General features: G+C 71.5%; 20 protein-coding genes. 7 read left to right on the forward strand and 13 right to left on the reverse strand.

The window, feature by feature from the left end; translation table 11 throughout:
• The first annotated feature begins 227 nt into the window (after positions 1-227).
• Complete coding sequence (locus ACIO3O_RS08780; RefSeq protein WP_401743691.1) at positions 228-1,415, forward strand: FAD-dependent monooxygenase; 1,188 nt, start codon at positions 228-230, stop codon at positions 1,413-1,415.
• A 64-nt stretch (positions 1,416-1,479) separates the two neighbouring features.
• Here the strand turns inward: ACIO3O_RS08780 and ACIO3O_RS08785 are convergent, their stop codons facing one another.
• On the reverse strand, positions 1,480-2,055 hold the full coding sequence (locus ACIO3O_RS08785; RefSeq protein WP_401743694.1) for a CGNR zinc finger domain-containing protein: 576 nt from the start codon (positions 2,053-2,055) through the stop codon (positions 1,480-1,482).
• Between the two features lie 85 nt (positions 2,056-2,140).
• Here ACIO3O_RS08785 and ACIO3O_RS08790 point away from each other — a divergent pair, with 85 nt between their 5' ends.
• Positions 2,141-3,649, forward strand: a complete 1,509-nt coding sequence (locus ACIO3O_RS08790) for an alpha/beta fold hydrolase (RefSeq protein ID WP_401743697.1) — start codon at positions 2,141-2,143, stop codon at positions 3,647-3,649.
• A 736-nt stretch (positions 3,650-4,385) separates the two neighbouring features.
• On the opposite strand, the gene ACIO3O_RS08795 is transcribed toward ACIO3O_RS08790, so the two are convergent.
• The 3 genes from ACIO3O_RS08795 to ACIO3O_RS08805 all read right to left on the reverse strand — a co-directional run bounded on the left by ACIO3O_RS08795 (position 4,386) and on the right by ACIO3O_RS08805 (position 9,114).
• Positions 4,386-7,526, reverse strand: a complete 3,141-nt coding sequence (locus ACIO3O_RS08795; RefSeq protein ID WP_401743700.1) for a DEAD/DEAH box helicase — start codon at positions 7,524-7,526, stop codon at positions 4,386-4,388.
• Between the two features lie 75 nt (positions 7,527-7,601).
• Complete coding sequence (locus ACIO3O_RS08800; RefSeq protein ID WP_401744451.1) at positions 7,602-8,561, reverse strand: fibronectin type III domain-containing protein; 960 nt, start codon at positions 8,559-8,561, stop codon at positions 7,602-7,604.
• Positions 8,562-8,721: 160 nt separating this feature from the next.
• The gene (locus ACIO3O_RS08805) at positions 8,722-9,114 is read right to left on the reverse strand and encodes a winged helix-turn-helix transcriptional regulator (RefSeq protein WP_401743702.1); all 393 of its coding nucleotides are present in this window, start codon (positions 9,112-9,114) and stop codon (positions 8,722-8,724) included.
• An 83-nt stretch (positions 9,115-9,197) separates the two neighbouring features.
• Between ACIO3O_RS08805 and ACIO3O_RS08810 the strand changes: the two genes are divergently transcribed.
• Positions 9,198-10,670, forward strand: a complete 1,473-nt coding sequence (locus ACIO3O_RS08810; RefSeq protein WP_401743705.1) for a DHA2 family efflux MFS transporter permease subunit — start codon at positions 9,198-9,200, stop codon at positions 10,668-10,670.
• A gap of 162 nt (positions 10,671-10,832) precedes the next feature.
• Positions 10,833-11,042, forward strand: a complete 210-nt coding sequence (locus tag ACIO3O_RS08815) for a DUF5708 family protein (protein ID WP_401743708.1) — start codon at positions 10,833-10,835, stop codon at positions 11,040-11,042.
• Positions 11,043-11,086: 44 nt separating this feature from the next.
• Here the strand turns inward: ACIO3O_RS08815 and ACIO3O_RS08820 are convergent, their stop codons facing one another.
• On the reverse strand, positions 11,087-11,653 hold the full coding sequence (locus tag ACIO3O_RS08820) for a TetR/AcrR family transcriptional regulator (protein ID WP_401743710.1): 567 nt from the start codon (positions 11,651-11,653) through the stop codon (positions 11,087-11,089).
• Positions 11,654-11,751: 98 nt separating this feature from the next.
• On the opposite strand from ACIO3O_RS08820, the gene ACIO3O_RS08825 reads away from it, so the two are divergent.
• Entirely contained in the window at positions 11,752-13,209 is a 1,458-nt protein-coding gene (locus tag ACIO3O_RS08825; protein WP_401743713.1) for an MFS transporter, read from the forward strand.
• Positions 13,210-13,230: 21 nt separating this feature from the next.
• Here the strand turns inward: ACIO3O_RS08825 and ACIO3O_RS08830 are convergent, their stop codons facing one another.
• The gene (locus tag ACIO3O_RS08830) at positions 13,231-13,911 is read right to left on the reverse strand and encodes an alpha/beta fold hydrolase (RefSeq protein WP_401743715.1); all 681 of its coding nucleotides are present in this window, start codon (positions 13,909-13,911) and stop codon (positions 13,231-13,233) included.
• A 55-nt stretch (positions 13,912-13,966) separates the two neighbouring features.
• On the opposite strand from ACIO3O_RS08830, the gene ACIO3O_RS08835 reads away from it, so the two are divergent.
• Complete coding sequence (locus ACIO3O_RS08835) at positions 13,967-14,836, forward strand: chitosanase (protein ID WP_401744453.1); 870 nt, start codon at positions 13,967-13,969, stop codon at positions 14,834-14,836.
• Positions 14,837-14,916: 80 nt separating this feature from the next.
• Positions 14,917-15,747, forward strand: coding sequence for a chitosanase (locus ACIO3O_RS08840; RefSeq protein ID WP_401743718.1), 831 nt, complete (start codon positions 14,917-14,919; stop codon positions 15,745-15,747).
• A 66-nt stretch (positions 15,748-15,813) separates the two neighbouring features.
• Here ACIO3O_RS08840 and ACIO3O_RS08845 read toward each other — a convergent pair whose 3' ends face one another.
• The 7 genes from ACIO3O_RS08845 to ACIO3O_RS08875 form a co-directional block, all read right to left on the reverse strand.
• Positions 15,814-17,292: a nucleobase:cation symporter-2 family protein gene (locus tag ACIO3O_RS08845; protein WP_401743721.1), complete on the reverse strand. Its 1,479-nt coding sequence runs from the start codon at positions 17,290-17,292 to the stop codon at positions 15,814-15,816.
• Between the two features lie 274 nt (positions 17,293-17,566).
• Positions 17,567-18,979, reverse strand: coding sequence for an 8-oxoguanine deaminase (locus tag ACIO3O_RS08850; RefSeq protein ID WP_401743724.1), 1,413 nt, complete (start codon positions 18,977-18,979; stop codon positions 17,567-17,569).
• Between the two features lie 45 nt (positions 18,980-19,024).
• Entirely contained in the window at positions 19,025-20,497 is a 1,473-nt protein-coding gene (locus ACIO3O_RS08855; protein ID WP_401743727.1) for a nucleobase:cation symporter-2 family protein, read from the reverse strand.
• 104 nt (positions 20,498-20,601) lie between these two features.
• The gene (gene pucL / locus ACIO3O_RS08860; protein ID WP_401743729.1) at positions 20,602-21,525 is read right to left on the reverse strand and encodes a factor-independent urate hydroxylase; all 924 of its coding nucleotides are present in this window, start codon (positions 21,523-21,525) and stop codon (positions 20,602-20,604) included.
• A 5-nt stretch (positions 21,526-21,530) separates the two neighbouring features.
• Positions 21,531-21,935 carry a hydroxyisourate hydrolase gene (gene uraH, locus ACIO3O_RS08865; protein ID WP_401743732.1) on the reverse strand — a complete coding sequence of 135 codons (405 nt, stop codon included), beginning with the start codon at positions 21,933-21,935 and terminating at the stop codon, positions 21,531-21,533.
• Between the two features lies 1 nt (position 21,936).
• Positions 21,937-22,464: a 2-oxo-4-hydroxy-4-carboxy-5-ureidoimidazoline decarboxylase gene (gene uraD, locus ACIO3O_RS08870; RefSeq protein WP_401743735.1), complete on the reverse strand. Its 528-nt coding sequence runs from the start codon at positions 22,462-22,464 to the stop codon at positions 21,937-21,939.
• A gap of 209 nt (positions 22,465-22,673) precedes the next feature.
• Entirely contained in the window at positions 22,674-22,994 is a 321-nt protein-coding gene (locus ACIO3O_RS08875; protein ID WP_401744454.1) for a helix-turn-helix domain-containing protein, read from the reverse strand.
• Positions 22,995-23,022: the final 28 nt, after the last annotated feature.

A 23,022-nucleotide genomic window follows, 5' to 3' on the forward strand; every position in this document is an offset into this window, starting at 1 on the left:
TGACGGCCCGTGGCCGCGCCCGCATCCGACAGTGCGGGGGTGGCCGCGGGCCGTTGTGGGTGGGGGTGTGGTTGCTGTTCGTGCCGGGGGCGCTGCCCCCGGACCCCCGGGATTCGCCCCGGTCCCGCCCCTTCACCTAGAGCGCTCGCCGCGCGGCTTGAGTTTTTGGTTGCTCGCGCTGTTCCCCGCGCCCCTGGAAGGGGCAACTCGGCTGCCACAATGGGCACATGATCCCCACCACGCGTCTCGCCGTCATCGGCTCCAGCATCGCCGGATGCGCCGCCGCCCTCGCCGCCCAGCGGGCCGGGGCCGCGTCCGTCACCGTCTTCGAGCGGACCGACGGGCAGCTCGCCGCGCGCGGGGTCGGGCTGGCCGTGCACGGGGAGCGGTACCGGGAGTTGGAGGCCGCCGGGTTCCTGGACGCGCGGATGCCGTACGTACCGCTCGCGCAGCGGACCTGGTACGTCAAGGACGACTCCGCGCCCTCCCCGCTCGGGCGGACGCTCTCCGTGATGCCCTTCGGGTTCCGGACGTACAGCTGGGGTTCGCTGTGGCGGGAGCTGCGGGACCGGGTTCCCGAGTCGGTGGAGTTCCGGCCCGGAGTCACTGTCAAGGAGATCCAACTCACCAGCCGGGGCGTGGAGTTGGAGGGGGAGTCGTTCGACGCCGTGGTGGGGGCGGACGGTTACCGGTCGGTGGTGCGGGGCGCCGCCTGCCCCGGGACCGAACCGGAGTACTCGGGGTGCCTCGCGTGGCGCGGCGCGTACGCGGAGGCGGAGCTGCCGGACGCCCACCTGTGGCCCGCCGACGACTGCGCGTACGTCGTCTTCGACGGCGGGCACATCGTCATCTACCGCATCCCCGACGACTCCGGCGGCCACCGCGTCAACTGGGTCTTCTACACCACCCCGCCCGCCGGACACGTACTGCCGCCGGACGGGCAGCGGGCACTCACCGACGACCTCGCCGAGCGGCTCGCCGGGATCACCGAACACCAACTCCCGCCGTTCTTCGCCTCGTTGATCGAGGCGACCCCGGTGGAGGAGCGCTTCGTACAGCCGCTGTACGACTTCACCGCCCCGCACTACGCCACCGACCGGCTCGCCCTCGTCGGCGACGCCGCCACGGTCGCCCGCCCGCACACCGGCGCGGGCGCGGTGAAGGCCCTCCAGGACGCGACCGCCCTCCAGGAGGCGCTGCGGTCCGCCGCCTCCCCCGCCGACGCCTTCGCCGCGTACGACGCGCAGCGCTCCCCCGTCGGCCGCACCATGGTCGACCTGGGGCGCACGCTGGGGCGCGTGCTGGTGCAGGAGACGCCGGACTGGGCGGGGATGCGGGACGGCGACCTGGACGCGTTCTGGAGCCGGGCGGACAAGGTCGGGGCCTTCGGCGGACGGGAGTTGGGGCGCGCCTGAGCCGCCCCGCCCGGCACTCGGCGCACGCGTGACACCGGGCGGGCACCCCTGCCCGCTCGCATGCTCAGCCCGCGTCCTCCTTGTGCCGCTGGTAGTACCGGCCGACCCGCACCCGGTTTCCGCACAGCACCGGTGAGCACCAGCGGCGCCTGGGGTTCACCGCGAGGAACAGCAGCCTGCACCCCGGGCCCTCGCAGCGCCGCACCCTGCCGAGCGACACCGGGTCGGTCAGCAGGTCGACGGTGGCGTCGGCCAGTTCGGCGAGCAGGACGTCGGTGGCGCTTCCGGTACGCACCCGGGCGGCGGTGACACTCCCGTCGGCCCAGGTGAGTTCACGGTGCAGGGGGCCGGCGAGCTGGGCCCGGGTGAGCGCCCGCAGAGCCTGCGCGGGCGGCTCCACGCCCTCGCGGGCGCAGTCGACCGCCGCCCCGATCCGCCCGCGCAGGGCGCGCAGCGCGTCGAGGTCGATCTCGCCCGGGGCGGGGGCCGGCCGGGCGAGGCGTCCCGCCTGGGCGTCCAGCCAGGGGTGGAACCCCTCGGTGGAATCCAGCAGATCGACTTCTCCCGCAGGGCCGTTCGCGAGGGTGTTGATCAGGTCCAGCGGAAGGGGCTCACCGACCAGGGGCAGCTTGTCACTCATGGATCTAATGCTACTCCAACCCATTGACCCATTAGGGATCCGGCCGCTATAACTAATGCATCAACACAACCAGGGAGCATGTGACATGACGAGGCACACCCCAGCGGGCATCGATGTCGCGCGGACCGTCCACCGGTTCGTGGAAGTGGACCGGGTCCGGGTCTTCTACCGGGAGGCGGGTCCCGCCGACGCGCCCACCCTGCTCCTGCTGCACGGCTTCCCGTCCGCCTCGCACCAGTTCCGGCGGCTGATCGACACCCTCGGCACCCGCTACCACCTGATCGCCCCCGACTATCCCGGCTTCGGCCACACCGAGGCCCCCGAGGACTTCACGTACTCCTTCGAGAACCTGGCCGACGTCATGGAGGGCTTCGTCGAGGCCCTGGGGCTCGGCACCGACGGATTCACCCTCTACACCTTCGACTTCGGGGGCCCGGTCGGCATGCGGCTGGCCGTCCGGCACCCCGAGTGGATCAACGGGCTGATCGTGCAGAACGCCAACGCCTACACCGAGGGCCTCTCGGACCTGGCCCGGGGGATGACCGCGAACCGGCCGGGCGTACCGGGCGCCGAGGAACGCGTCCGCGAGATCCTGACCCTGCCGGTCACCCGGGGCCAGTACGAGGGAGGGACCGGCGACGCCGCCCTGGTCGCCCCCGACGGCTGGACCCTGGACCAGCACTTCCTCGACCTGCCGGGCCGCAAGGAGGCCCAGGTCGCGCTGGCCCTCGACTACCACTCCAACATCGACCGCTACCCGCTCTGGCAGCAGTGGCTCCGTGAGCACCGACCGCCCGCCCTGGTGCTGTGGGGCCGCAACGACGCGTTCTTCCCCGAGGCCGGGGCGCACGCCTACCTGCGCGACCTGCCCGATGCCCAGGTGCACGTGTTCGACACCGGCCACTTCGCGCTGGAGGAGAAGCTCCCCGAGATGGCCCCGCTGATCGCCGCATTCCTCGACTCGTCCGCACGGCCCGCCGCAACCAGGAAGAGGACCACCATGAAGATCGCGATCGTCGGAGCCGGCGGAAACCTCGGGAGCGCCGTCGCGGCGGAGGCGTCCGCACGCGGGCACCGGGTCACGCCGCTCGGCCGGGCCACCACCGATGTCACCGACCCCGCAGCCCTGGCGGCGGCCGTCGCCGGGCACGACGCGGTGGTGGTCGGCGTCAAGGGTCCGGACCGCCTGGTGGCGAGAAGCGCGCAGGCGCTGCTGGAGGCGCTGCCCGGGGCCGGGGTCACCCGGCTGGTGTTCCTGGGCGGCGGCGGCTCTCTGGAGTACGCACCGGGCGAACGGTTCGTGGACGCCCCCGGCTTCCCCGCCGCGTACCTGGAGACGGCACGGGACCAGACCGAGGCCCTCGACCTGCTGCGCGCCACGCCGACGCCGGTCGAGTGGACGTACGTCAGCCCGCCGCCCATGCACCTGGTCCCGGGACCGAAGACCGGCACCTTCCGGGCCGAGGCCCGGGACACCCCGATCACCGACGCCGAGGGCGAGAGCCGGATCTCGGTGGGCGACTTCGCGGCGGCGGTCGTGGACACCGTGGAACAGGGCACGTTCACCCGGGAGCGGATCACCGTCGGCTACTGACGGGGCCGCCGCGGCCAGCGGGCGTGGGGCGGGCGGGGCCGTGGTCGCCGCAGCCGCCGACCGCGGACGAGACCGGAGGCCATTAGGCAAACGGGCCGGACCCGACCAGGGCCGAGGACCACCCCGCAGACGGCCGGGGCCGGGGCCCCGCAAACGCCGACCACGGACGAGACCGGAGGCCGCCAGGCAGGCAGGGCCAGGCCCTGGCAGACGCCGGACCCGACCAGGGCCAGCGGCAACCCCGCAGACACCAGAAGGCCGGGGCACCCCAGACGCCGAACGCGAACGAGACCGGAGACCGGAGACCGGAGGCCGCCAGGCAAGCAGGGCCAGGCCCTGGCAGACGCCGGACCCGACCAGGGCCAGCGGCAACCCCGCAGACACCAGAAGGCCGGGGCGCCGCAAACGCCGAACGCGGACGAGGCCGGAGGCCTCCAGGCAGGCGGGGCCAGGCCCCGATAGACCCCGAACCCCGCCAGGGCCGAAGGCCACCCCGCAGGCGCCGGACGGGGCCGAGGCCGGACCCCGCAAACACCCCACGCGGACGAGGCCAGAGGCCACCAAGCAAGCGGGACCAGGCCCAGGCAGACCCCGAACCCGGCCAGGGCCTAGGGCCACCCCGCAGGCGCCGGACGGGGCCGAGGCCGCCCCGCACTCGCCCGTCCGGCCCCCTCACCCCCGCACTCGCCCGTCCGGCCCCCTCACTCCCGTACGACGCCCGTCCGGTCCGGCCCCCTCACCCCGCCCCGTTGTACGCCCTCGACCACCCTCCGCCCCAGTAGTCGCCCCGCGTGAACACCACGGCCCCCCGTCGCCCCGCCGACGCGTCCGTGCCGGCCGGCGTCGGGTACGCCACCGGCTCCGCCCCGTCCGGCACCTGCGCCAGCACGGCCGCGCCGTCCCAGACCCGCACCACCGCCCCCGGCGGGACCTCGGCCCGTACGCCCGAGGTCTCCAGCTCCAGCATCGATCCCGTCGACCGGTCCGCGAGCAGCGCCAGATACCGGTCCTGCGACAGCGCGCAGCCCGTCGGGGCCCGCGTCCCCCGCCAGTCCGGTGCGCCGATCTCCCGCTCCCGCGCCGCCCGCCACATCTGCGGCACCACGCGCTGCGCGTGCGGCGCGGTCGCCATCTGCTCGCACATCCACAACAGCCGCCCCGACCCGCGTTCCGGGCCGAGCGCCCGCCACCGCACCCGCTGTGCCAGGTCGGACGCCACGACCGCCGCCCACGGGTGCACGGTGCCGAGTTCGCCCTGCGCGCCGAGCCACGCCAGGTAGCGCTGGGACTCCTCCAGGATCGGGGCCATGCTGCCCAGCGGAACGCCCAGGACGTACCCGCTGCGGGTGCGGAACAGCTTCGGGTTGTTCGCGACGAGCAGCAGCACGGCCCGCGCCAAGTCCCCTGCCACCGGCTTGGGTTCGCCCTCCGGGAGGTCCCCGTCCTCCTCGCCGCGCAGGCCCCGGTTCCGCAGCACCCCCATGAGCGCCTTCTTCGCCCGCTCCGTGAACGGCGCCTGCTCCAGCGTCGGCAGTGTCGCCGCGAGCACCGCGATCAGTACGTCCTCCGCCTCGTCGGCCGACCCCGGCACCAGCGCCGCGCCGAGTGCCGTCCGTACGCCGTCCGCCAGGTCGGCCGACACCATGAACCGGCTGGTGAGCATGCCGGTCGGGGTCGGCTCCAGCAGGTCGTCCCCGTTCTCGCCCGCCGTGCGGCGCAGGAAACCCCCGGTGACGAGGAAGCCCACCGCGTCGTACAGCGGGTCGAAGCTCTCGTGCCCCTGGTGGAAGGCGAGCGTGCGCGTCCACCAACTCTCCGCCTCACGCAGCGAGTTGATGCTCCCCTGCACCGCCTCCGCGAGGACGTGGTCGGGCAGGACGTCCCTGATCCGGGAGGTGACCGTGTACCCGGCGGCCAGCCGCGCCTGCCACTGCGCCCGCTCCGGCCCCTCCGCGAGGAGGAACGCCCACCCCTCCCGCTCCCCCGCGCCGACCCGCCCCGCACGCCCGAACATCTGCTGGACCATGGAGACTTCGACCCGGTCGAGGCCGATCTGGGTGTCGCGCACGACGACGGCACGCGCGGGCAGGTTGACCCCGGCGGCGACCGTGGACGTGGCGACCAGGACGTCCGCCGCACGCGACCGGAAGGCCTGTTCGGCGTCCCGCTTGTAGGGCCAGTCGCGGTAGTGCAGCCGTACGCCCGCCTTGGTGGTGAGCCGCTCGACCTCGTCCTCGTCGTCCACGTCCGCGCCCTGGACGGGCACGCCACGGTCCCCGGCCAGCGCGAGGGCGGTCATCCGCACGCCCCGCTTGCTGCCGCAGAAGACAAGCGTGCTGCCGTCGTCCTCGGTGACCGCGCGGGTGAGCCGCACCGCCTCGGCGGTGCGTGCCGCGCCCCGGGCCGTCCAGCTGTCCTCGGTCGGCGGCAGGACGGGAAGCTGCCAGGTCAGCCGGGTGGGCCGCCAGGCGATCCGGACCAGCCGCGCCCCGAGCCAGGCGGCGACCTCGTCCGCGTTGGCGACGGTCGCCGAGAGGCCGACGATACGGACCTGCTCGGCGTCCTCCCGTACGCGCGCCAGCAGCGCCTCCAGGACGGGCCCGCGCGTGGGGTCGCCCAGCAGGTGGATCTCGTCGACGATCAGACAGCCGACCTCGGCGAGCGCGGCGCGCAGCGACCCCGCCCGGCAGATCGCCTCGAACTTCTCGGTGGTCGCCACCCACACGTCGGCCGTCCGGATCGCCTCCGCGTCGACCGCGAACTCCCCCGTCAGGCGCACCACGTGGAGCCCGGCACGCCGCCAGGCCGCCAGGTCGCGGTCGAGTTCGTCGGTGAGCGAGCGCTGCGGGACCAGCCAGGCGGACTTGCGGCCCTGGGCGTACGCGTGCAGGGCGGCGACCATGCCGATGGGGGTCTTGCCCGCACCGGTCGGGGCGACGACGACGGTGTGCTCGCGCTCCCCGAGGACCACGGGCACGGCGGCGGCCTGGGCCGGGTTGAAGGTGGGGTGCGGCAGCAGCGGGACCCACGCCTCGGGCACGAGGTCGGCCACCGGGACGTACGCGGTCTCCTCCTCGACGGGCTCCAGCGCGTCCCACTGGAGCGCGAAGGCGTCCCGGGCCGCGAAGGCCGCGGGCCCGGCGGCGGGACTGGCCCCGGCGGCGGCGTACGCGACGAGGTCGGTGCTCCCTCCCAGGTCGTTGACGGTGGCGACCTGCTCGGACTCCTGCCAGTGCCGGACACTGCGGTGCGGCACGGCCAGCGCGTCCAGCGCGGCGCGCAGCGCGTCGTACGGCGTCCCCTCCGGCATGATCACGCGTACGTCGTCGGCGGCGGCCAGCGCGGCGGGCTCCGGCCGCCAGCCGGGATCGGCGGCCTTGCACCACAGCAGCCGCCGGGCCTCGGGGTCGGCGGGCGGCACAAGATCGTCGGGCCATTCGGGGCGCGGGGCGCGCCGCTCGGGCCCGGGCACCGGCTCCGGGGGCCCGACCACGCCCCCTTCGGCCTTCCGCCTGCGCACCCTGGCCGTCCTCGCGGTCCCGGCCGCCCGCGTCCTCCTGGCGAGCTTGTCGTACGTCTTCACCCCGAGGTCCTCCAGGGTGTACGCGGCGGGGCACTGCGGGCAGACGACCGCCACGTACCGGTACTGGCGGCCCCCGGACTCGTACGGGCGGCGCAAGGAGTGCAGCGGGGCGTCACAGGTGGGGCAGCCCCGCCCCACTTCCTCCTGGTAGCTCCAACCGGGCTCCGCGAAACGGGAGTTGACCTCACCCTCCAGGACCACACCCCACACCCGGTCGACCCGTTCGGCCACGGTGAGCAGCTCCTCGGGCTCCTCGCCGGTCCCGTCCCCCGCCACATCCACGCTCACGTCCATCGGGCCACTGTGCCACCCACCGGGACCTTCGCCCGCACCGGCCGGGGGCGAAGGGGCGACCCGGCCGCTCCACCCTCAGCCCACCCCCACCACCGTCCGCTGCGCCGAGAAGTCGCCCCACTTCCCGTCCGGCAGCTTCGCCCGCAGCTTCACGGTGTAGCGGGTGCCCGGGGGCTCCGAGACGGTGAAGCTGTACGTCACCGGGCCGGGCGGCGGCGGGGCGCCCCAGGCGATGGTGGTGGCCGGCTTGCCGTTCAAGTACAGCTGGTACTCCTCGACTTCGCCGCCGGTACGGGGCTGGGTCCAGCGGAGCCGGATCGTGCGCTCGACCCCGTCGGCGTGGGCGGTGGCCGTCAGCCCGGTGGGGGCGGTGGAGGCCCGGCCGCCCGGGGCGCTGGCGGTGGTCAGGTCGAGGGCGTTGCTGTCCTTCGAGGAGTTCTCGGCGGCGTCGCGGGCCCGCACGGTGAAGGTGTAGACGGTGCCGGGGCGCAGCCCCGTGACGCGGGTGCCGGTCTCGGTGCCGTGCACGCTGTGGATGCGGGAGTCCTCCTGGTAGATGTCGTACGCGGTGACGGCGCCGCCGGTGTCCGTGGCCCGCCTCCAGGACAGCTGGACCGACGTGCCGTCAACGACCTTTCCGGTGAGGCGTGTTGGCGTGCTCGGGGGCGTCCGGTCGTCGGGGGCGGCGGCGCGGGTCTGCGCGGTGACGGCGGCGCTCGGCGCGGAGAGGTTTCCGGCCGCGTCCCGGGCTCGTACCGTGAAGGAGTAGGAGGTCGCGGGGGCCAGCCGGTCGACGTCGACCATGGTGGTCCGCGCCGGGAGGGACTTGACCTTCTTGCCCTGGGCGTAGACGTCGTAGCCCGCGACGCCCCGGTCGTCCGTGGAGGCGCTCCACATGACGTGCACGGAGTGCGCGCTGCCCGACTGCGCGGTGACTCCTGCGGGGACGGCCGGGGCGGCGGTGTCGCGGGCGGGCTGAGCCTTGGCGCCGCTGCAGGCGGTGGCCCCCGCGAGCAGCAGCGCCATACAGGTCAACACGGTGCGAACGGTGGGGCGTTGCACAGCCGGACCTCTCCTCTGAGGGACTATTGGTCCAGACCTGTATGCCACGCGCAGGAGCCCCGGACAAGGGGTAGGGCGTTACGTGTACACATCGAGCACTGCGCCGTCACGTGTACGCATCCCCCCTGCGGCGTCAGGCCGCCACCCCGTGCTCCTCGTCGTACGCGGCCCGTGACTGGGCCACCGTCACCCGGTGCCGCTCCGCCCAACCGGTCAGCGCGAGCAGGGAGGAGTGGAGTTCTTGGGCGACCGGCGTGAGTTCGTACTCCACCTTCGGCGGGACGGTCGGGTGGACGGTCCGCCTCAGCATCCCGTCCCGCTCCAGGTTGCGCAGGGTCAGGGTGAGCATCCGGCGGCTGATGCCGTCGATCGAGCGCTCCAGTTCGGTGAAGCGGATGGGGCCGTGAGCTGCGGCAATGAGGATCGGAACGCTCCACTTCCCCACCACCCTGTCAAGAACTTCGCGGACAGGGCACGCCTCCGCGTTGACGACCTGCGAGGTAACACCGGTGTTCCTGGGTGACATGGAAGTGCCTCCTTACGACGGACCCTCATGGTCACGCACGATCTCCTCCGTTACAAGAAGTGCACCTATGGAGGTCAGACACCATGTCAGGGTCCAACACACCCACCTTGAAGTCGCCCGCGGACCGCTCCCGTTGGACCGCGTTGATCATCCTCTGCGCGGGAACCCTGATGACGATCCTCGACGGCAACATCGTCACGGTCGCGATGCCCGCCATCCAGAGCGACCTCGGCTTCTCCCCCGCCGGTCTCGCCTGGGTCGTCAACGCGTATCTGATCCCCTTCGGCGGTCTGCTGCTGCTCGCCGGGCGGCTCGGCGACCTGATCGGGCGCAAGCGGATGTTCACGGCGGGCCTGGCCGTCTTCACCCTCGCCTCGCTCTTCTGCGGGGTGGCGACCACCCCGGCCCTGCTGATCGCGGCCCGTGCGCTCCAGGGCGTCGGCGGGGCGATGACGACCGCCGTCGTGCTCGGCATGCTGGTCGCGCTCTTCCCGGAGGGCCGGGAGCGGGCGAAGGCCATCGCGGTGTTCAGCGCCACGGGGGCTGCGGGCGGTGCGCTCGGCACCTTCCTCGGCGGGGCGCTGACCAGCGCGCTCTCCTGGCACTGGATCTTCCTGATCAACCTCCCCATCGGGCTCGTCTCCGTCGTCGCCGCCTGGCGGGTACTGGCCGCCGACCGGGGCGCGGGCCTCGGCAAGGGCGCGGACTACCTGGGTGCGGCGCTCGTCACGGCGGCCCTCATGCTGGGCGTCTACACCCTCGTCCAGACCGCCGAACACGGCTGGAGCTCGGCCCGCACCCTCCTCCTGGGCGCCGTCGCCGTGGCCCTGCTCGCCGCCTTCACCCTCCGCCAGAGGCGGGCCGCCGAACCTCTCGTCCGCCTGCGCGTCTTCCGCTCCCGCACCCTCACCGGCGCGAACCTGGTCCAGATCGCGATGATCGCGGGCATGTACGCCTTCCAGTACATCGGCGCCCTCTACCTCCAGCAGGTCCTCGGCTACGAGAGCCTGACGACCGGCCTCGCCTTCCTCCCCGCCCCGCTGGTCATCGGCACCCTGATGCTGGGCCTCTCCACCCGCCTGACCACCCGCTTCGGGCCGCGCACGGTCCTGCTGGGCGGCCTGGTGTCGATCGTCGCGGGCCTGGCCCTGTTCGGCCGGGCCCCCGCGGACGGCGCGTACGCCACCGACGTCCTCCCGGCGATCCTGCTGCTGTCCGTCGGCTTCGGCATCGGGATGCCCGCCCTCACCGGGCTGGCCATGTCGGACGCCCGCCCCGAGGACGCGGGCCTGGCCTCCGGCCTCTTCAACACCACGCAGGTGGTGGGTGGTTCCTTCGGCCTCGCGGCGCTGACCTCGCTGGCGGCGGGCCGCACGGCGGACCTGGGTGCCACCACCCGGGAGACCCTCAACTCCGGCTACCAACTCGCCTTCGGCACGGGCGCGTTGATCGTCGTCGTCGGTCTGGTCCTGGCTGCCGCCCTGCTCCGCAGCCGTACGGACCGGCCCTCTGCGGCGGTACGGGACGACGCCCCCGCCCCCGTGTCCGCGTCCTGAAGACCGCCGTGCGAGACCGCGGCTCCGGACGACCTCGTCCGGGCCGTGCGGCACGGGCCCGGGGTCGGCCGAAGGATGCAGTGCCCGCTCGTCCCCGTGGACGACGATCGTGCGCCGTCCCCTTCCTAGGCTGGGAACCTCCCCCAACCCAAGGAAGTCGCCGTGAATCGTGCTGCCAAGCAGTTGACCGAGGGCCTCGTCACCTTCCTCGCCGGACTGGCCCTCAAGCTGTTCGCCGGTGGAGTCGAGGTCCCGGTCGTCACGCTGCCCAAGGTCGGAGTGGTCCTCATGGCCGTCGGCGGCTGCCTGGTGCTCGCCGGGCTCTTCCACGGCATCCGGGGTGCCGAGGTGCGGGCCCGACGCAGGCCCTGACCCGGCGCAGGCCCTGACCGGGCGGGCCCGACGGGCCCGCCCGGTCACAGCAGGCGGTCGACCAGTCCGTCGACGTACTCCGGCGTCAGCGGCCCCGCCCCGAACAGCACGCGGATGTACATCGGGGCCATCACGTGGTCCAGCACGCCGAGCGCGTCCGGTGCGTTCTCACCCCGGGCGCCGGCCCGGTCGAGCATGGCCTGCACCTGTCGCCTGCGCTCCTCGAGCAGGGCGTCCCGCTCCTTCAGTCCCGGTTGCCCCTTGCCGGACAGGGCCACGGCCAGCCGCAGCAGCGCCAGGCCTTCGGGGCCGGTGATCTCGCGGGCCACCTGGGCCGCGTACGCCCGCAGGTCGCCCTCCAGGCTCCCGGTGTCGGGCATCGGCGACCGCGCGTTGAGGCGGGTGAGCACCACGTCCGCGAGCAGTGCCTCCAGGCTTCCCCACCGGCGGTAGACGCTCGTGTCCGCGACGCCCGCGCGGGCCGCGACCTCCCCGACCGTGAAGCTGCCGTAGCCGCGCTCGCCCACCAGCTCGGTGACGGCCTGGTGCACCGCCGCGAGGACGCGGGCGCTGCGCCCGCCGGGTCGTCGCGTCGTCTGTCGTTCGTCCATGCCCGCACCTTAACGCAGTTGGCGCTTGCGTTTGTGGGGTGCGCCGCCCTACAGTCCTCGCTAACGCAGTCGTTGACTGCTTTTAGAGGGGAGTCGTCGTGGGTGCACCACCTGTGGCCGGAGGAAGCCGAACCAACCGGACAGCCCTGCTGGCAGTGACCTGCCTCGGTCAGTTCATGGTGCTGCTCGACAACACCATCGTCGGCGCGGCCCTGCCCGACATGCAGCAGCGACTGCACACCCAACTGACCGGTCTGCAATGGATCGTCGACGCGTACGTCCTGCTGGTCGCCATGCTGCTGCTGTCCGGCGGCGTCTTCGCCGACCGCTTCGGCCGCAAGCGCGTGTTCCTGACCGGCGTCGCGGTGTTCACCGTCGCGTCGGGGCTGTGCGCCGTCGCGCCGTCGGTCGGCTGGCTGGTGGCCGGGCGGGCGCTCCAGGGCATCGGCGCCGCACTGCTGAGCCCCGCTTCACTGGCCCTGCTGGTCAGCGCGTATCCCGTGGCGCAGGAACGGGTGAAGGCGATCGGGCTGTGGGCCGGGCTCAGCGGCATCGGGCTGGCCGCCGGGCCCGTGGCCGGCGGGGTGCTGGCCGACTCCTTCGGCTGGCCGGCCATCTTCCTGGTCAACCTGCCCGTCGGCGTGGTCCTGCTGGTGGCCGGTGCGCGCGCCCTGGCGGAGTCCCGCAACCCGGGCGCCCCGGCCATCGACGTGCCCGGGACGGTGCTGTCCGTGCTGGGGGTCGGGGTGCTGACGTACGGACTGATCGAGGGCGGCGCCCAGGGCTGGACCTCGCCGGTGATCCTCGGCAGCTTCGCCGTCGGGGCGGTCGTCCTCGCCGTCTTCGTCGCCGTCGAGAGGCGGCGGCCCGCGCCGATGCTGCCGCTGCGGCTGTTCCGGGAGCGGTTGTTCAGCGTGTCCAACACGGCGATGGTCGTGGTGGGTTTCGCCCTCATGGGGTCGTCGTTCTTCTTCTCCCAGTTCTTCGTGTACGTCCAGGGCAGCTCGCTGCTGGCCGCCGGGCTGCAGACGCTGCCCTCCACGCTCGCGATGGTGGTCGTCAGCCCGTTCGCGGGCCGGGCCGCCGCGCGGTACGGCTTCCGTGTCGTGGTCACCGCCGGACTGGCCCTGGCGGGGCTGGGGCTGCTGACGCTGGGGGCGGTGCACGCCGACACCGGTTACGGGAACGTGTGGTGGCGACTGGTCGTCACCGGCATCGGCTTCGCCCTGACCCTGTCCCCGCTCACCGGCGCCGCCGTCCTGGCGGTCGGCCCGCAGGAGGGCGGCCTCGCCTCGGGCATCAGCAGCACCACCCGGCAGATCGGCGCGGTGCTCGGGGTGGCGGTGCTCGGCGCGATCGTCCGCACCGGTCAGTCCGGCGGCGCCTCCTTCGAGAGCGGTCTCACCCGTGCCTTCGTCGTGGCGGGGGCCGTCACGGTGGCCACCGCCGTGTTCACCGGCCTGTGGCTGACGCGTTCCGCGCCGACGGAGCCGACGGACAAGACCGCCGACGCGGAACGCCCGGTACGGGAGCGGGAGTTGCACCACAACGGCTGAACGCCGCTGACCGTCCGGGTCTCAGCTGCTGAAGAAGTCGCTCACCTTGTCCGCGAACTGCTGCGCGTTCCGCTCGTGGATCCAGTGGCCGCCCGGCAGCGTGATCTGCGCGCAGTCCGGGATGCGGTCGGCCATCTCGGGGACGTCACTGGCGTCCATGTCGCTCTCCGGGCCGCTCGTGACGATGAGCGTGGGGGCGACGATCTCGCCGAGGCGCTCCAGCCACTCCTCCGGCGGGGAGGCGAGCTGGGCCTGGATCTCCGGGACCGCGTTCTCGTCGTAGTCGACGGGCCCGGAGGCGGGCAGCAGGTCCGCCGCACCGTCGAAGGGGGCCGGCGTCTCCTCCAGCACGAGGCGCTCCACCCGGTCCGGGTGGTCCTGGGCCAGGAGGTAGGCGACGACGCCGCCCATGCCGTGGCCGACCACGCCCGCGCGGTCGATCTTGGACTCCTCGATGAAGCCGAGGACGTCCTCCTTCATCAGGTCGAGGTCGTACTCGTCGGGCCAGTCGCTCTCGCCGTGACCGCGCAGGTCGAGCGCGTACACCCGCCATTCCTCGCCGAGCGCCTGCCCGGTCTTTTCCCAGCTCACAGCGGAACTTCCGATTCCGTGGAGCAGGATGACGGGTGCGCCGTGCTGGTCGCCCCAGGAGCGGTACGCCATGCGTACGTCGCCCACATCGACGACGGAGTGATCTTCCATGCATCCGACGTTACAGGGGCTCCGGGGATGGCAGAGTCGTCGGGTGACGTCCGTTATGCGTGGGGTGGGGCTGGCGGTGCTGGTCCTGGTAATGGTTCTGCTGGGGTGCGTGAGTATCACGGGGGGTGATGCTCCCGAAGGGGGTGGGGAGAGCGGGGCGACGGCACGTCCGGGGTCCGGGAAGAAGCCCGGGAGGCAGCAGGGGGACACCGGCCTCGACGATCCGGCGAAGAAGGTGCTGGCGATGCGGCTCATATCGAGCGCCGAGAACTCCTCGCTGGACTGGCGCGGACAGTACCGCTACATCCAGGACATCGGCGACGGGCGTGGCTACACCGGCGGCATGGTCGGCTTCTGCTCGGGCACCGGCGACATGGAGAAGGTCGTGGAGCGTTACGGCACGGCCCGGCCCGACAACGGGCTGCGGAAGTACCTGCCCGCGCTGCGCAAGGTCAAGGGGAGCGACTCGCACGAGGGCCTGGGGAAGCCCTTCGTGCAGGCGTGGCAGCACGCCGCCGACACCGATCCCCTCTTCCGCGCGGCCCAGGACACCGAGCGGGACAAGGCCTACTTCGACCCGGCGGTGAAGCTGGGCACGGCGGACGGGCTCGGGGCACTGGGCCAGTTCGTGTACTTCGACGCGCTGGTCATGCACGGGTACGACGACAGCATGGGCGGCGACGGTTTCCGTACGCTGCGCGAGCAGGCCCGCAAACGGGCGGCGCCGCCGGTCGAGGGCGGGGGCGAGAAGGCGTATCTGAACGCCTTCCTGGACGCCCGCGTGGCGGCGATGAAGAAGGAGCCCGCGCACCGGGACACCAGCCGCGTCGAGACGGCGCAGCGGGTGTTCGTCCGCGAGGGGAACCTCACACTCCGCACACCGCTGGTGTGGAAGGTTTACGGAGACACGTACCGGGTGAGATGAAGGAACTGTTCCGGCCGGGCTCCCGTCGAAGGGGGGTCCGGCCGCTTGTTTCCGTACCCTGACCTGCACTGGAGGTTCCGTTGTCCGTCACCCGTCGAGTCCAGAACACCGTCCGCGCCCTGCTGGGCCTGACCCTCGCCGCCGTCCCCGGCACCGCCGCCGCGGCGGCCGCGCCCGAGGCGGACGATTCCCCCACGAGCGCCTCGGCGGGCCTGCGAGATCCGGCGCGCAAGGAGATCGCGATGCGGCTGGTGTCCAGTGCGGAGAACTCCTCGCTGGAGTGGCGCAAGCAGTACCGCTACATCGAGGACATCGGGGACGGCCGCGGGTACACCGCCGGGATCATCGGGTTCTGCTCGGGCACCGGGGACATGCTGGAGCTGGTGGAGCACTACAGCTCCGCCAAGCCGGGCAACGTACTGGAGAAGTACCTTCCGGCGCTGCGGAAGGTCAACGGGTCCGACTCGCACCGCGGGCTCGGCTCCGCCTTCGTACGGGACTGGGAGAAGGCGGCGGACGACCGGGACTTCCGTGAGGCGCAGGACCACGAGCGGGACCGGGTGTACTTCGACCCGGCGGTGCGCAGGGCGCAGCAGGACGGGCTGGGGGCGCTGGGGCAGTTCGTGTACTACGACGCGATGGTGATGCACGGCGCGGGCGGCCCCGACGGGTTCGACGCGATCCGGCGGGCGGCGCTGGAGAAGGCCGCGTCGCCCGCGCGCGGCGGCGACCAGGGGACGTACCTGAACGCCTTCCTCGACGTACGGAGGAAGACGATGAAGCGCGAGGCGGCGCACGAGGACACCAGCCGGATCGACACGGCGCAGCGTGACTTCGTGCGCGCGGGGAACTTCGACCTGCGGACGCCGCTGACGTGGAAGGTGTACGGGGACGGTTACCGCGTCGACTGACGGTACGTCAACGCGCGGTGCCGGTACGGGAGTTCCGTACCGGCACCGCGTGTGTGCGACGGTGTTTCAGTGGGCCGCCACCGCGGGCTTCTCGTTGCGGTGGGAGATCTCCCCGCCCGGCTCCATGGGGGCCGTGACCTCGTCGTCGTCGGCGCGCTTGCCGATGTGGTTGAAGACGAGGTTGAGGACGACGGCCGCGAGGCAGCCGGTGGAGATGCCGGAGTCCAGGATGATCTTCGCGGTCTCCGGGAAGTGGTGGTAGAACTTCGGGGCGGCGATCGGGATGATGCCGACCGCGAGCGAGACGGCGACGATCAGGACGTTGTTGTCCTTCTCCAGACCCGCCTTGACCAGGGTCTGGATGCCGCTGGCGGCGACCGAGCCGAAGAGCACGATGCCCGCTCCGCCGAGCACCGGGCGCGGCACGACCGCGATCAGCGAAGCGGCGATCGGACACAGGCCCATCAGGATCAGGAAGCCGCCGCCCGCCGCGACCACGAACCGGCTGCGGATCTTGGTCATCGCGACCAGGCCGATGTTCTGGGCGAAGGCGCTGCACATGAAGCCGTTGAACAGCGGGCTGACCGCCGAGCCGAGGGCGTCGGCGCGCAGGCCTGCGGCGATGGTCTTCTCGTCGGCGGGACGCTCGACGATCTCACCGAGGGCCAGCATGTCGGCCGTCGACTCGGTCATCGAGACCAGCATGACCACGCACATCGAGATGATCGCGGCGGCCACGAACTGCGGGGCCCCGAAGTGGAACGGCGTCGGGAAGCCGACGACGGACGCCTCCTTGATCGGGCTGAAGTCGGTGGCGCCGAAGGGGATCGCGATGATCGTGCCGATGACCAGGCCGAGGAGTACGGCGATCTGCTTGACGAAGCCGCGGGTGAAGCGGCGCAGCAGCAGGACGATCACCAGGGTGATGCCCGCGAGGGAGAGGAAGGTCGTCGAACCGTAGTCCGCCGCCTTGGGGTTGGGGCCCTGCGCCCAGCCGAACGCCACCGGGAGGAGGGACACACCGATCAGGGTGATGACCGTACCCGTGACGACCGGCGGGAAGAAGCGGACCAGCTTGGAGAAGAACGGGGCGGCGACGAAGCCGATCGCTCCGGCGACGATGATCGCGCCGAAGATGACCGGGAGCGCGTCCTCCTTGGACTGGCCGCCGGCTATCGCGAGCATCGGGGCCACACCGGCGAAGGTGACGCCGTTGACGAAGGGCAGACGGGCGCCGATCTTCCAGACGCCGAGCGTCTGGAGGAGGGTGGCGAGGCCCGCCATGAAGAGGCTGGCGCCGGTGAGGAAGGTGAGTTCCTTGCCGGACAGGCCCACGGCGGCGCCGACGATCAGCGGGGGTGCGACGACGCCCGCGTACATGGCGGCGACGTGCTGGAGGCCGGTCGTGGCGAGCTTCAGGGGAGGCATCCCCTGGTCGACCGGGTGCTTCTCCGTGGCTACGGGGGTGGTTGTGGGGGTCTTGCTCTCCTCGGCGGTGCCGTCCGTCGAAGAGCCTTGCGCGGTGAACCTGGGCGTCTCGGCCACAGCGTCCTCCTGTCGTTTTCCAGTGCCGGAATTGGCACGTGCTTCGGGGAGGTGGTGCGCGGTGCAAGTGCTGGTGGTGCTCAGGGGGGGGTGCGGAAGGTGCAGCTGTTGTGCCGTTCGCCCGGTGGTGCCGGACCGCCCCGGGGGCGTGGTCCCATGAAGGGGGCCACGCCCCCGGGAACGGCTCCCGAGCAGCCCGCTCGGCTGCTCGGTTCCGGCCGGGAGCCGTCCCTCCCGGCCGGAATCTTCAACAGGTGGTACGAGGGGGTCGGCGTCAGCGGGGCTGCGCGGCGATCCGCGCCAGGCGCTGCGCCTCGTCCCGCGCTTCGCGGGCGATGGCTTCCTCGTCCACCGTGATCAGGTGGTTGTCCTCGACGACGGGTTCGCCGTTGATCAGGGACAGAGTGACCGGTGCCGCCGCGCCGAAGACGATGGCGGTGACCGGGTCGGCGATGGTGGAGTGGCCGAGGCCGTCGATCCTCCACATCACCAGGTCCGCGAGCTTGCCGGCTTCGAGCGAGCCGATCTGGTCTGCGCGGCCCAGGACTTGGGCGCCTCCGAAGGTGCCGAGGCGCAGTGCCTGGCGGGCGCTCAGGGCCCGCTCGCGGTGTTCGGTGTGCAGGCGGTTGATGAGCAGCGCGTTGCGCAGCTCGGTGTGCAGTTCGCCGGACTCGTTGGAGGCGGTGCCGTCGACGCCGAGGCCGACGGGTACGCCCGACCTCAGCATGTCGGGGACGCGGGCGATGCCTGCGGCGAGGCGGGCGTTGGAGGAGGGGCAGTGGGCGACGCCGGTGCCCGTGCGGGCGAAGGCGGCGATGTCGGAGTCGTTCATGTGGACGCAGTGCGCCATCCACACGTCGCTGCCGAGCCAGCCCGTCGACTCGAAGTAGTCGGTGGGCCCCATCCCGAACAGCTCGTGGCAGAACTTCTCCTCCTCGACCGTCTCGCTGCCGTGGGTGTGCAGCCGGACGCCCTTGCGGCGGGCCAACTCGGCACCCTGACGCATGAGTTCGGTGGAGACGGAGAACGGGGAGCAGGGGGCGACGGCGACCTGGGTCATGGCGTCGAAGGACGCGTCGTGGTGCTGGTCGACGGTGGCCTCGGTGGCGGCGAGCGCGCCGTCCAGGGTCTCGATCGCGAAGTCCGGCGGGAGGCCCCCGTCGGACTCGCCGCGGTCCATGGAACCCCGGGCGAGGGTGAACCGTACCCCCATGCCGCGAGCGGCCCCGATGATCGCCGAGGAGAGGTCGCCGGACCCCTGCGGGAAGACGTAGTGGTGGTCCATGGCGGTGGTGACACCGCCGCGGGCCATCATCGCCAGGGAGCCCCGGGCGGCCGCCGTCACCATCTGCTCGTCGATCCGCGCCCAGGTCGGGTAGAGGGCGACGAGCCAGTTGAACAGGTTGTGGTCGGTGGCCAGGCCCCGGGTGATCCACTGGTAGAAGTGGTGGTGCGTGTTGATCAGGCCGGGAGTGACGAGGTGTCCGGTGCCGTCGATGCGGCGGACCACGTTCGTCAGGCCTGCGGGCGCCGTGCCCGCGCCGATGGACTCGATCCGGTTGCCCGCGACGACGACGTAACCAGACGCGTATTCCGTGTCGTTGGCGTCGACGGTCGCGATCGCGCAGTTCTCGATGACGATGCGTGAGAGGGCGGTGCGCGAAGCTGTTGCTGCCGGTGCAGCCATGGGGGTGCTTCCTTTACCTCTGTTTTGAGCGGGCACGGCAGGACCCTAGGAGGATTTGAGTGCCACGGACGCCGCTGGAGTGCGACGTGCGCGGGTGCCGAGGTGGTGGAAGAACAGGTTGAGCAGGACGGCGACCAGTGCGCCGGCGCTGATGCCGGAGCCGAGGACGGTCTGTGCCCAGGCGGGGAAGTCCGCGTAGAAGGTGGGTGCCGCGAGCGGGATGATGCCCGCGCCGAGTGCCACCGCCACGAGGATGATGTTCGAGCTGTCGTCGAGTCCGGCCTCGGAGAGGGTACGGATGCCACTGACCGCGATGGAGCCGAAGAGGACGATCCCGGCGCCGCCGAGTACCGGCATCGGCACCATGGAGACCACCGCGCCCAGCACCGGGAAGACGCCGAGGAAGAGCAGCGCGCCACCGGCGACGGCGACGACGTACCGGCTGCGCACCCGGGTCAGGGTGACGACGCCGACGTTCTGCGCGAAGGCGCTGGTCGGGAAGCCGCCGAAGACGGGGCCGATCAGGGTGGCGATGCCGTCGGTGCGCAGGCCGCGGGTGATGGTCTTGCCGTTGCAGTCGCGTTCGCAGATCTTGCCGAGGGCGAGCATCCCGGCCGAGGACTCGGTCATCAGGACCAGCATCACGATGCACAGCGAGAGGATCGCGGCGGGCTGGAACTCGGGGGCGCCGAAGGCGAAGGGGGTGGGCAGGGCGGCGATCGGGGCTTCCTTGAGCCCGCTGAAGTCGGCGAGCCCGAACGGGATCGCGGCGAGCGTACCGATCAACATGCCGAGCAGCAGGGCGACTTGCTTGATGAAGCCGGTGCCGAAGCGCTGAATAACAAGAATGACGACGAGCGTGAAGGCGGCGAGCGCAAGGTACTTCATGTCGCCGAAGTCGGCGGCGTCCTTGTTGCCGCCCTGCGCCCAGGCGACCGGTACGGGCATCAGCGTCACACCGATGAGCGTGATCACGACGCCGGTGACGAGCGGCGGGAAGAAGCGCAGGAGCTTGCCGAAGAAGGGGCCGACGGCGAGACAGAAGACACCGGCGACCATCACCGCACCGTAGATGGCGGGGAGTTGATGACCGGGGGCGCTGGTCTCGGCGATCGCGAGCATGGGCGCGATGCCGGCCGAGGACGCGGCGTTGACGAAGGGGAGCCGGTTTCCGGCGAACTTCGAGACGCCGATCGTCTGGAGGATCGTGGCAAGGCCCGCGATCAGCAGGCTGGCGGCGATCAGCCGGGTCATCCCGGCGGCGTCCAGGCCGACGGCCTGGCCGATGATGAGCGGAGGGGTGACGACGCCGGCATACATGGCGGCGATGTGCTGGAGCGCGGCGGGGACGAGCCGCTTGGCGGGGAGCTTCTCATCCACCGGGTGCACGGGATCGAGGAGATCGACCGGCTTTCCGAGGGACGGCGAGTCACCGGGGTCGGTGGACTCCTGGGGAGGCTCGTTGTGCTGGGTAGAACATGGGCCTTCTGCTGCCGGCCCCTTTGCTGGCTGTGCCATGAATGTTCGTTCCCTCCGGTCCGCGGCGCCGTCCCCCGCCTGGCGGGGCTGGGGGACGGCGCTGCCGTGACCGCGTCAGAGGTAGTCGAGTGAGACCGACCGCGTCAGAGGTTGGTCATGTCGACCGGGATCTGCGGCTCGACTCCGTCCCGCAGGATGGTGGCCTCGATCAGGCCGTACGGGCGGTCGGCGGCGAAGTAGACCTCGTTGTCGTTCTTCAGACCGAACGGTTCGAGGTCGACCAGGAAGTGGTGGTTGTTGGGCAGCGAGAAGCGGATCTCGTCGATCTCGCTCCGGCTGTTGATGACCCGCGAACCCATCTGGTACAGCGTCTGCTGGAGCGAGAGGGAGTACGTCTCGGCGAAGGCCTGGAGGATGTGCTTCTTGGCCTGGTCGTACGACTTCTCCCAGTTGGGCATCCGCTGGTCGTCGCTGGTCCAGTTGTAACGCCAGGCGGCCGACACGTCGGTGCACAGGATGCGGTCGTAGGCCTCCTTCAGCGTCGTGTACTTGTCCTTGACGTAGCCCCAGAACTCCGAGTTGGTGGAGTTCATGACCGTGAGGTCCTTGAGGCCCGAGATGATCTCCCAGTTCTCACCGTCGTAGGTGATCTGGGTGATGCGCAGCTCCTGGCCCTTGCGGGCGAAGGAGTGGTTCACCTCGTCGGAGCCGATGAACTTGGAGTTGTTGTCCGAGGTCGCGATGCGCTCCCAGGCGTACTCCTCGATCCGGATGCGCGCCTTCTTGATCGGCTCCTGCGAGTTCACGAAGTGACGCGCGAGGTGGATGCCGAACTGCTCGGCGGACTCTATGCCGTACTCCTTGGCGAACGCGTACACCGTGTTCTTGGTGGTGTCCGTCGGCAGGACGTTGGCGTTCGAGCCGGAGAGGTGAACGTCGGACATGTCGCCGGAGAGGGCGACCGAGACGTTCAGGTCCTTGATGTGGTGGGTGTCGCCGTCCCGCGTGATCTTGACGACGCGGTTCTCTGCTTTGCCGTACTGGTTCTGGCCGAGAATGGTGGGCATCAGTGCTAGCTCCCTCGGTATACGGAGTAGCCGAACGGGTTGAGCAGCAGCGGTACGTGGAAGTGTTCGCCCGGTACGACGGCGAAGGTGATCGCCACTTCCGGGAAGAACGCGCCGCTGTCCCTTACGCGGGGGGCGTCCTGCTGAGCCTCGGCTTCGGTCTTGCTCTTGCTCTTGCTGGCGAAGTAGGTCTCGGTCTCGAAGTCGAGCCGGACGTGGGTCGTCCCTTCCGGCAGGGCCGGGAGGTCCTTGCAACGCCCGTCCGCGTCGGTCTTCGAACCGCCGAGCGTCACCCACTGGGCGTCACTGCCGCTGCGGGCGGTGAGCGTGATGGCGACGCCCTCGGCGGGGCGGCCGATGCTGGTGTCCAGGATGTGCGTGGACACCGAGGCGGTGGTTGCGGTACTCATCTCAGTTCTCTTCTCCTGAATCCGCGGGGGATTCCACGAGGCGGGTCAGCCGGATGCGGTTGATCTTGCCCAGTTCGGTGCGGACGATTTCCCGCTCCGTCTCGGGCGAGTTGCCGCTCCGCTCACGCACCGCGTCGCGCATCTGTTCTCCGGTGGCGCCGGTCGCGCAGATCAGGAAGACATGTCCGAACTTCTCCTGGTACGCCAGGTTCAGTTCGAGCATCTCCGCCTTGAGTTCCTCGGAGGCGCCGGCCATTCCACGCTGCTCGCGGGAGGAGGTCGGGTCTCCGGGCTTGGGGCGACCGATCGGCGGGTGTCCCGCCATCGCCTCGGCAAGGTCCTCGGCAGTGAGTTCCGCGAGGGCGGCGTCACTGGCGAGAAACAGTTCCTCGGCAGAGGCGTACGGGCGCTGAGCGATGAGCTTGCTCCCCCACGCCGAGCTGGCACACACCTCGTGGAGTTCGGCCTGGGCCGCACTCTCGGAGAGGTGGTTGAACCGGGTAAGGCCCGGTGTCTGGACCGAAGTCACGGGAGCCTCCGTGGCCTTGTGCTGGACGGGCTGCGCATAGCTAACGCCCTCAACAAGTTGACGTCAACAGTTTGTTGAAAGTTCGCGAAGACAAAAGCCGCCGCCCCCAAGCGGGGACGGCGGCGACTCAAAATGATCGATCAAATGGGGCCCGTACGGCGGGAATTGAGGCCCGCCCGAGAGGTTCCGAGACGTTCCGGGTCGGGAGACTAGTCCGCTTTGGCGGCATTCTCCCGGTTCAGGTAGTTGTAAACGGTGAAGCGGGAGACGCCCAGTGCGCCGGCCACCGTCTCCACCCCGTGCCGCACGGAGAAGGCGCCCCGCGCCTCCAGGGTCCGTACGACCGACTGCTTGGCCTTGCGGTCCAGCTCGGCCAGCGGCATGCCGTGCCGTCGCTCCAGCGCGAGCAGGATGTGGTCGAGGGAGTCGGAGAGCTGCGGGAGACGGACCGCGACGACGTCCTCGCCCTCCCAGGCGAGGACCACGTCGTCCCTCTCGGCCATCGCGGGCTCCAGCATTTCCGCACCCATCGCGTCGACCAGCGGTTTGACCGCCGTG

The sequence above is a fragment of the Streptomyces sp. NPDC087440 genome (assembly GCF_044744005.1).
Classification (GTDB): domain Bacteria; phylum Actinomycetota; class Actinomycetes; order Streptomycetales; family Streptomycetaceae; genus Streptomyces.

Coding starts and splice junctions, on each gene's coding strand:
- ACIO3O_RS08780 (WP_401743691.1), top strand. CDS start 228: ATGATCCCCACCACGCGTCTCGCCGTCATCGGCTCCAGCATCGCCGGA.
- ACIO3O_RS08785 (WP_401743694.1), bottom strand. CDS start 2,055: ATGAGTGACAAGCTGCCCCTGGTCGGTGAGCCCCTTCCGCTGGACCTG.
- ACIO3O_RS08790 (WP_401743697.1), top strand. CDS start 2,141: ATGACGAGGCACACCCCAGCGGGCATCGATGTCGCGCGGACCGTCCAC.
- ACIO3O_RS08795 (WP_401743700.1), bottom strand. CDS start 7,526: ATGGACGTGAGCGTGGATGTGGCGGGGGACGGGACCGGCGAGGAGCCC.
- ACIO3O_RS08805 (WP_401743702.1), bottom strand. CDS start 9,114: ATGTCACCCAGGAACACCGGTGTTACCTCGCAGGTCGTCAACGCGGAG.
- ACIO3O_RS08810 (WP_401743705.1), top strand. CDS start 9,198: ATGTCAGGGTCCAACACACCCACCTTGAAGTCGCCCGCGGACCGCTCC.
- ACIO3O_RS08820 (WP_401743710.1), bottom strand. CDS start 11,653: ATGGACGAACGACAGACGACGCGACGACCCGGCGGGCGCAGCGCCCGC.
- ACIO3O_RS08830 (WP_401743715.1), bottom strand. CDS start 13,911: ATGGAAGATCACTCCGTCGTCGATGTGGGCGACGTACGCATGGCGTAC.
- ACIO3O_RS08835 (WP_401744453.1), top strand. CDS start 13,967: ATGCGTGGGGTGGGGCTGGCGGTGCTGGTCCTGGTAATGGTTCTGCTG.
- ACIO3O_RS08850 (WP_401743724.1), bottom strand. CDS start 18,979: ATGGCTGCACCGGCAGCAACAGCTTCGCGCACCGCCCTCTCACGCATC.
- ACIO3O_RS08855 (WP_401743727.1), bottom strand. CDS start 20,497: ATGGCACAGCCAGCAAAGGGGCCGGCAGCAGAAGGCCCATGTTCTACC.
- pucL (WP_401743729.1), bottom strand. CDS start 21,525: ATGCCCACCATTCTCGGCCAGAACCAGTACGGCAAAGCAGAGAACCGC.
- uraH (WP_401743732.1), bottom strand. CDS start 21,935: ATGAGTACCGCAACCACCGCCTCGGTGTCCACGCACATCCTGGACACC.
- ACIO3O_RS08875 (WP_401744454.1), bottom strand. CDS start 22,994: ATGGGTGCGGAAATGCTGGAGCCCGCGATGGCCGAGAGGGACGACGTG.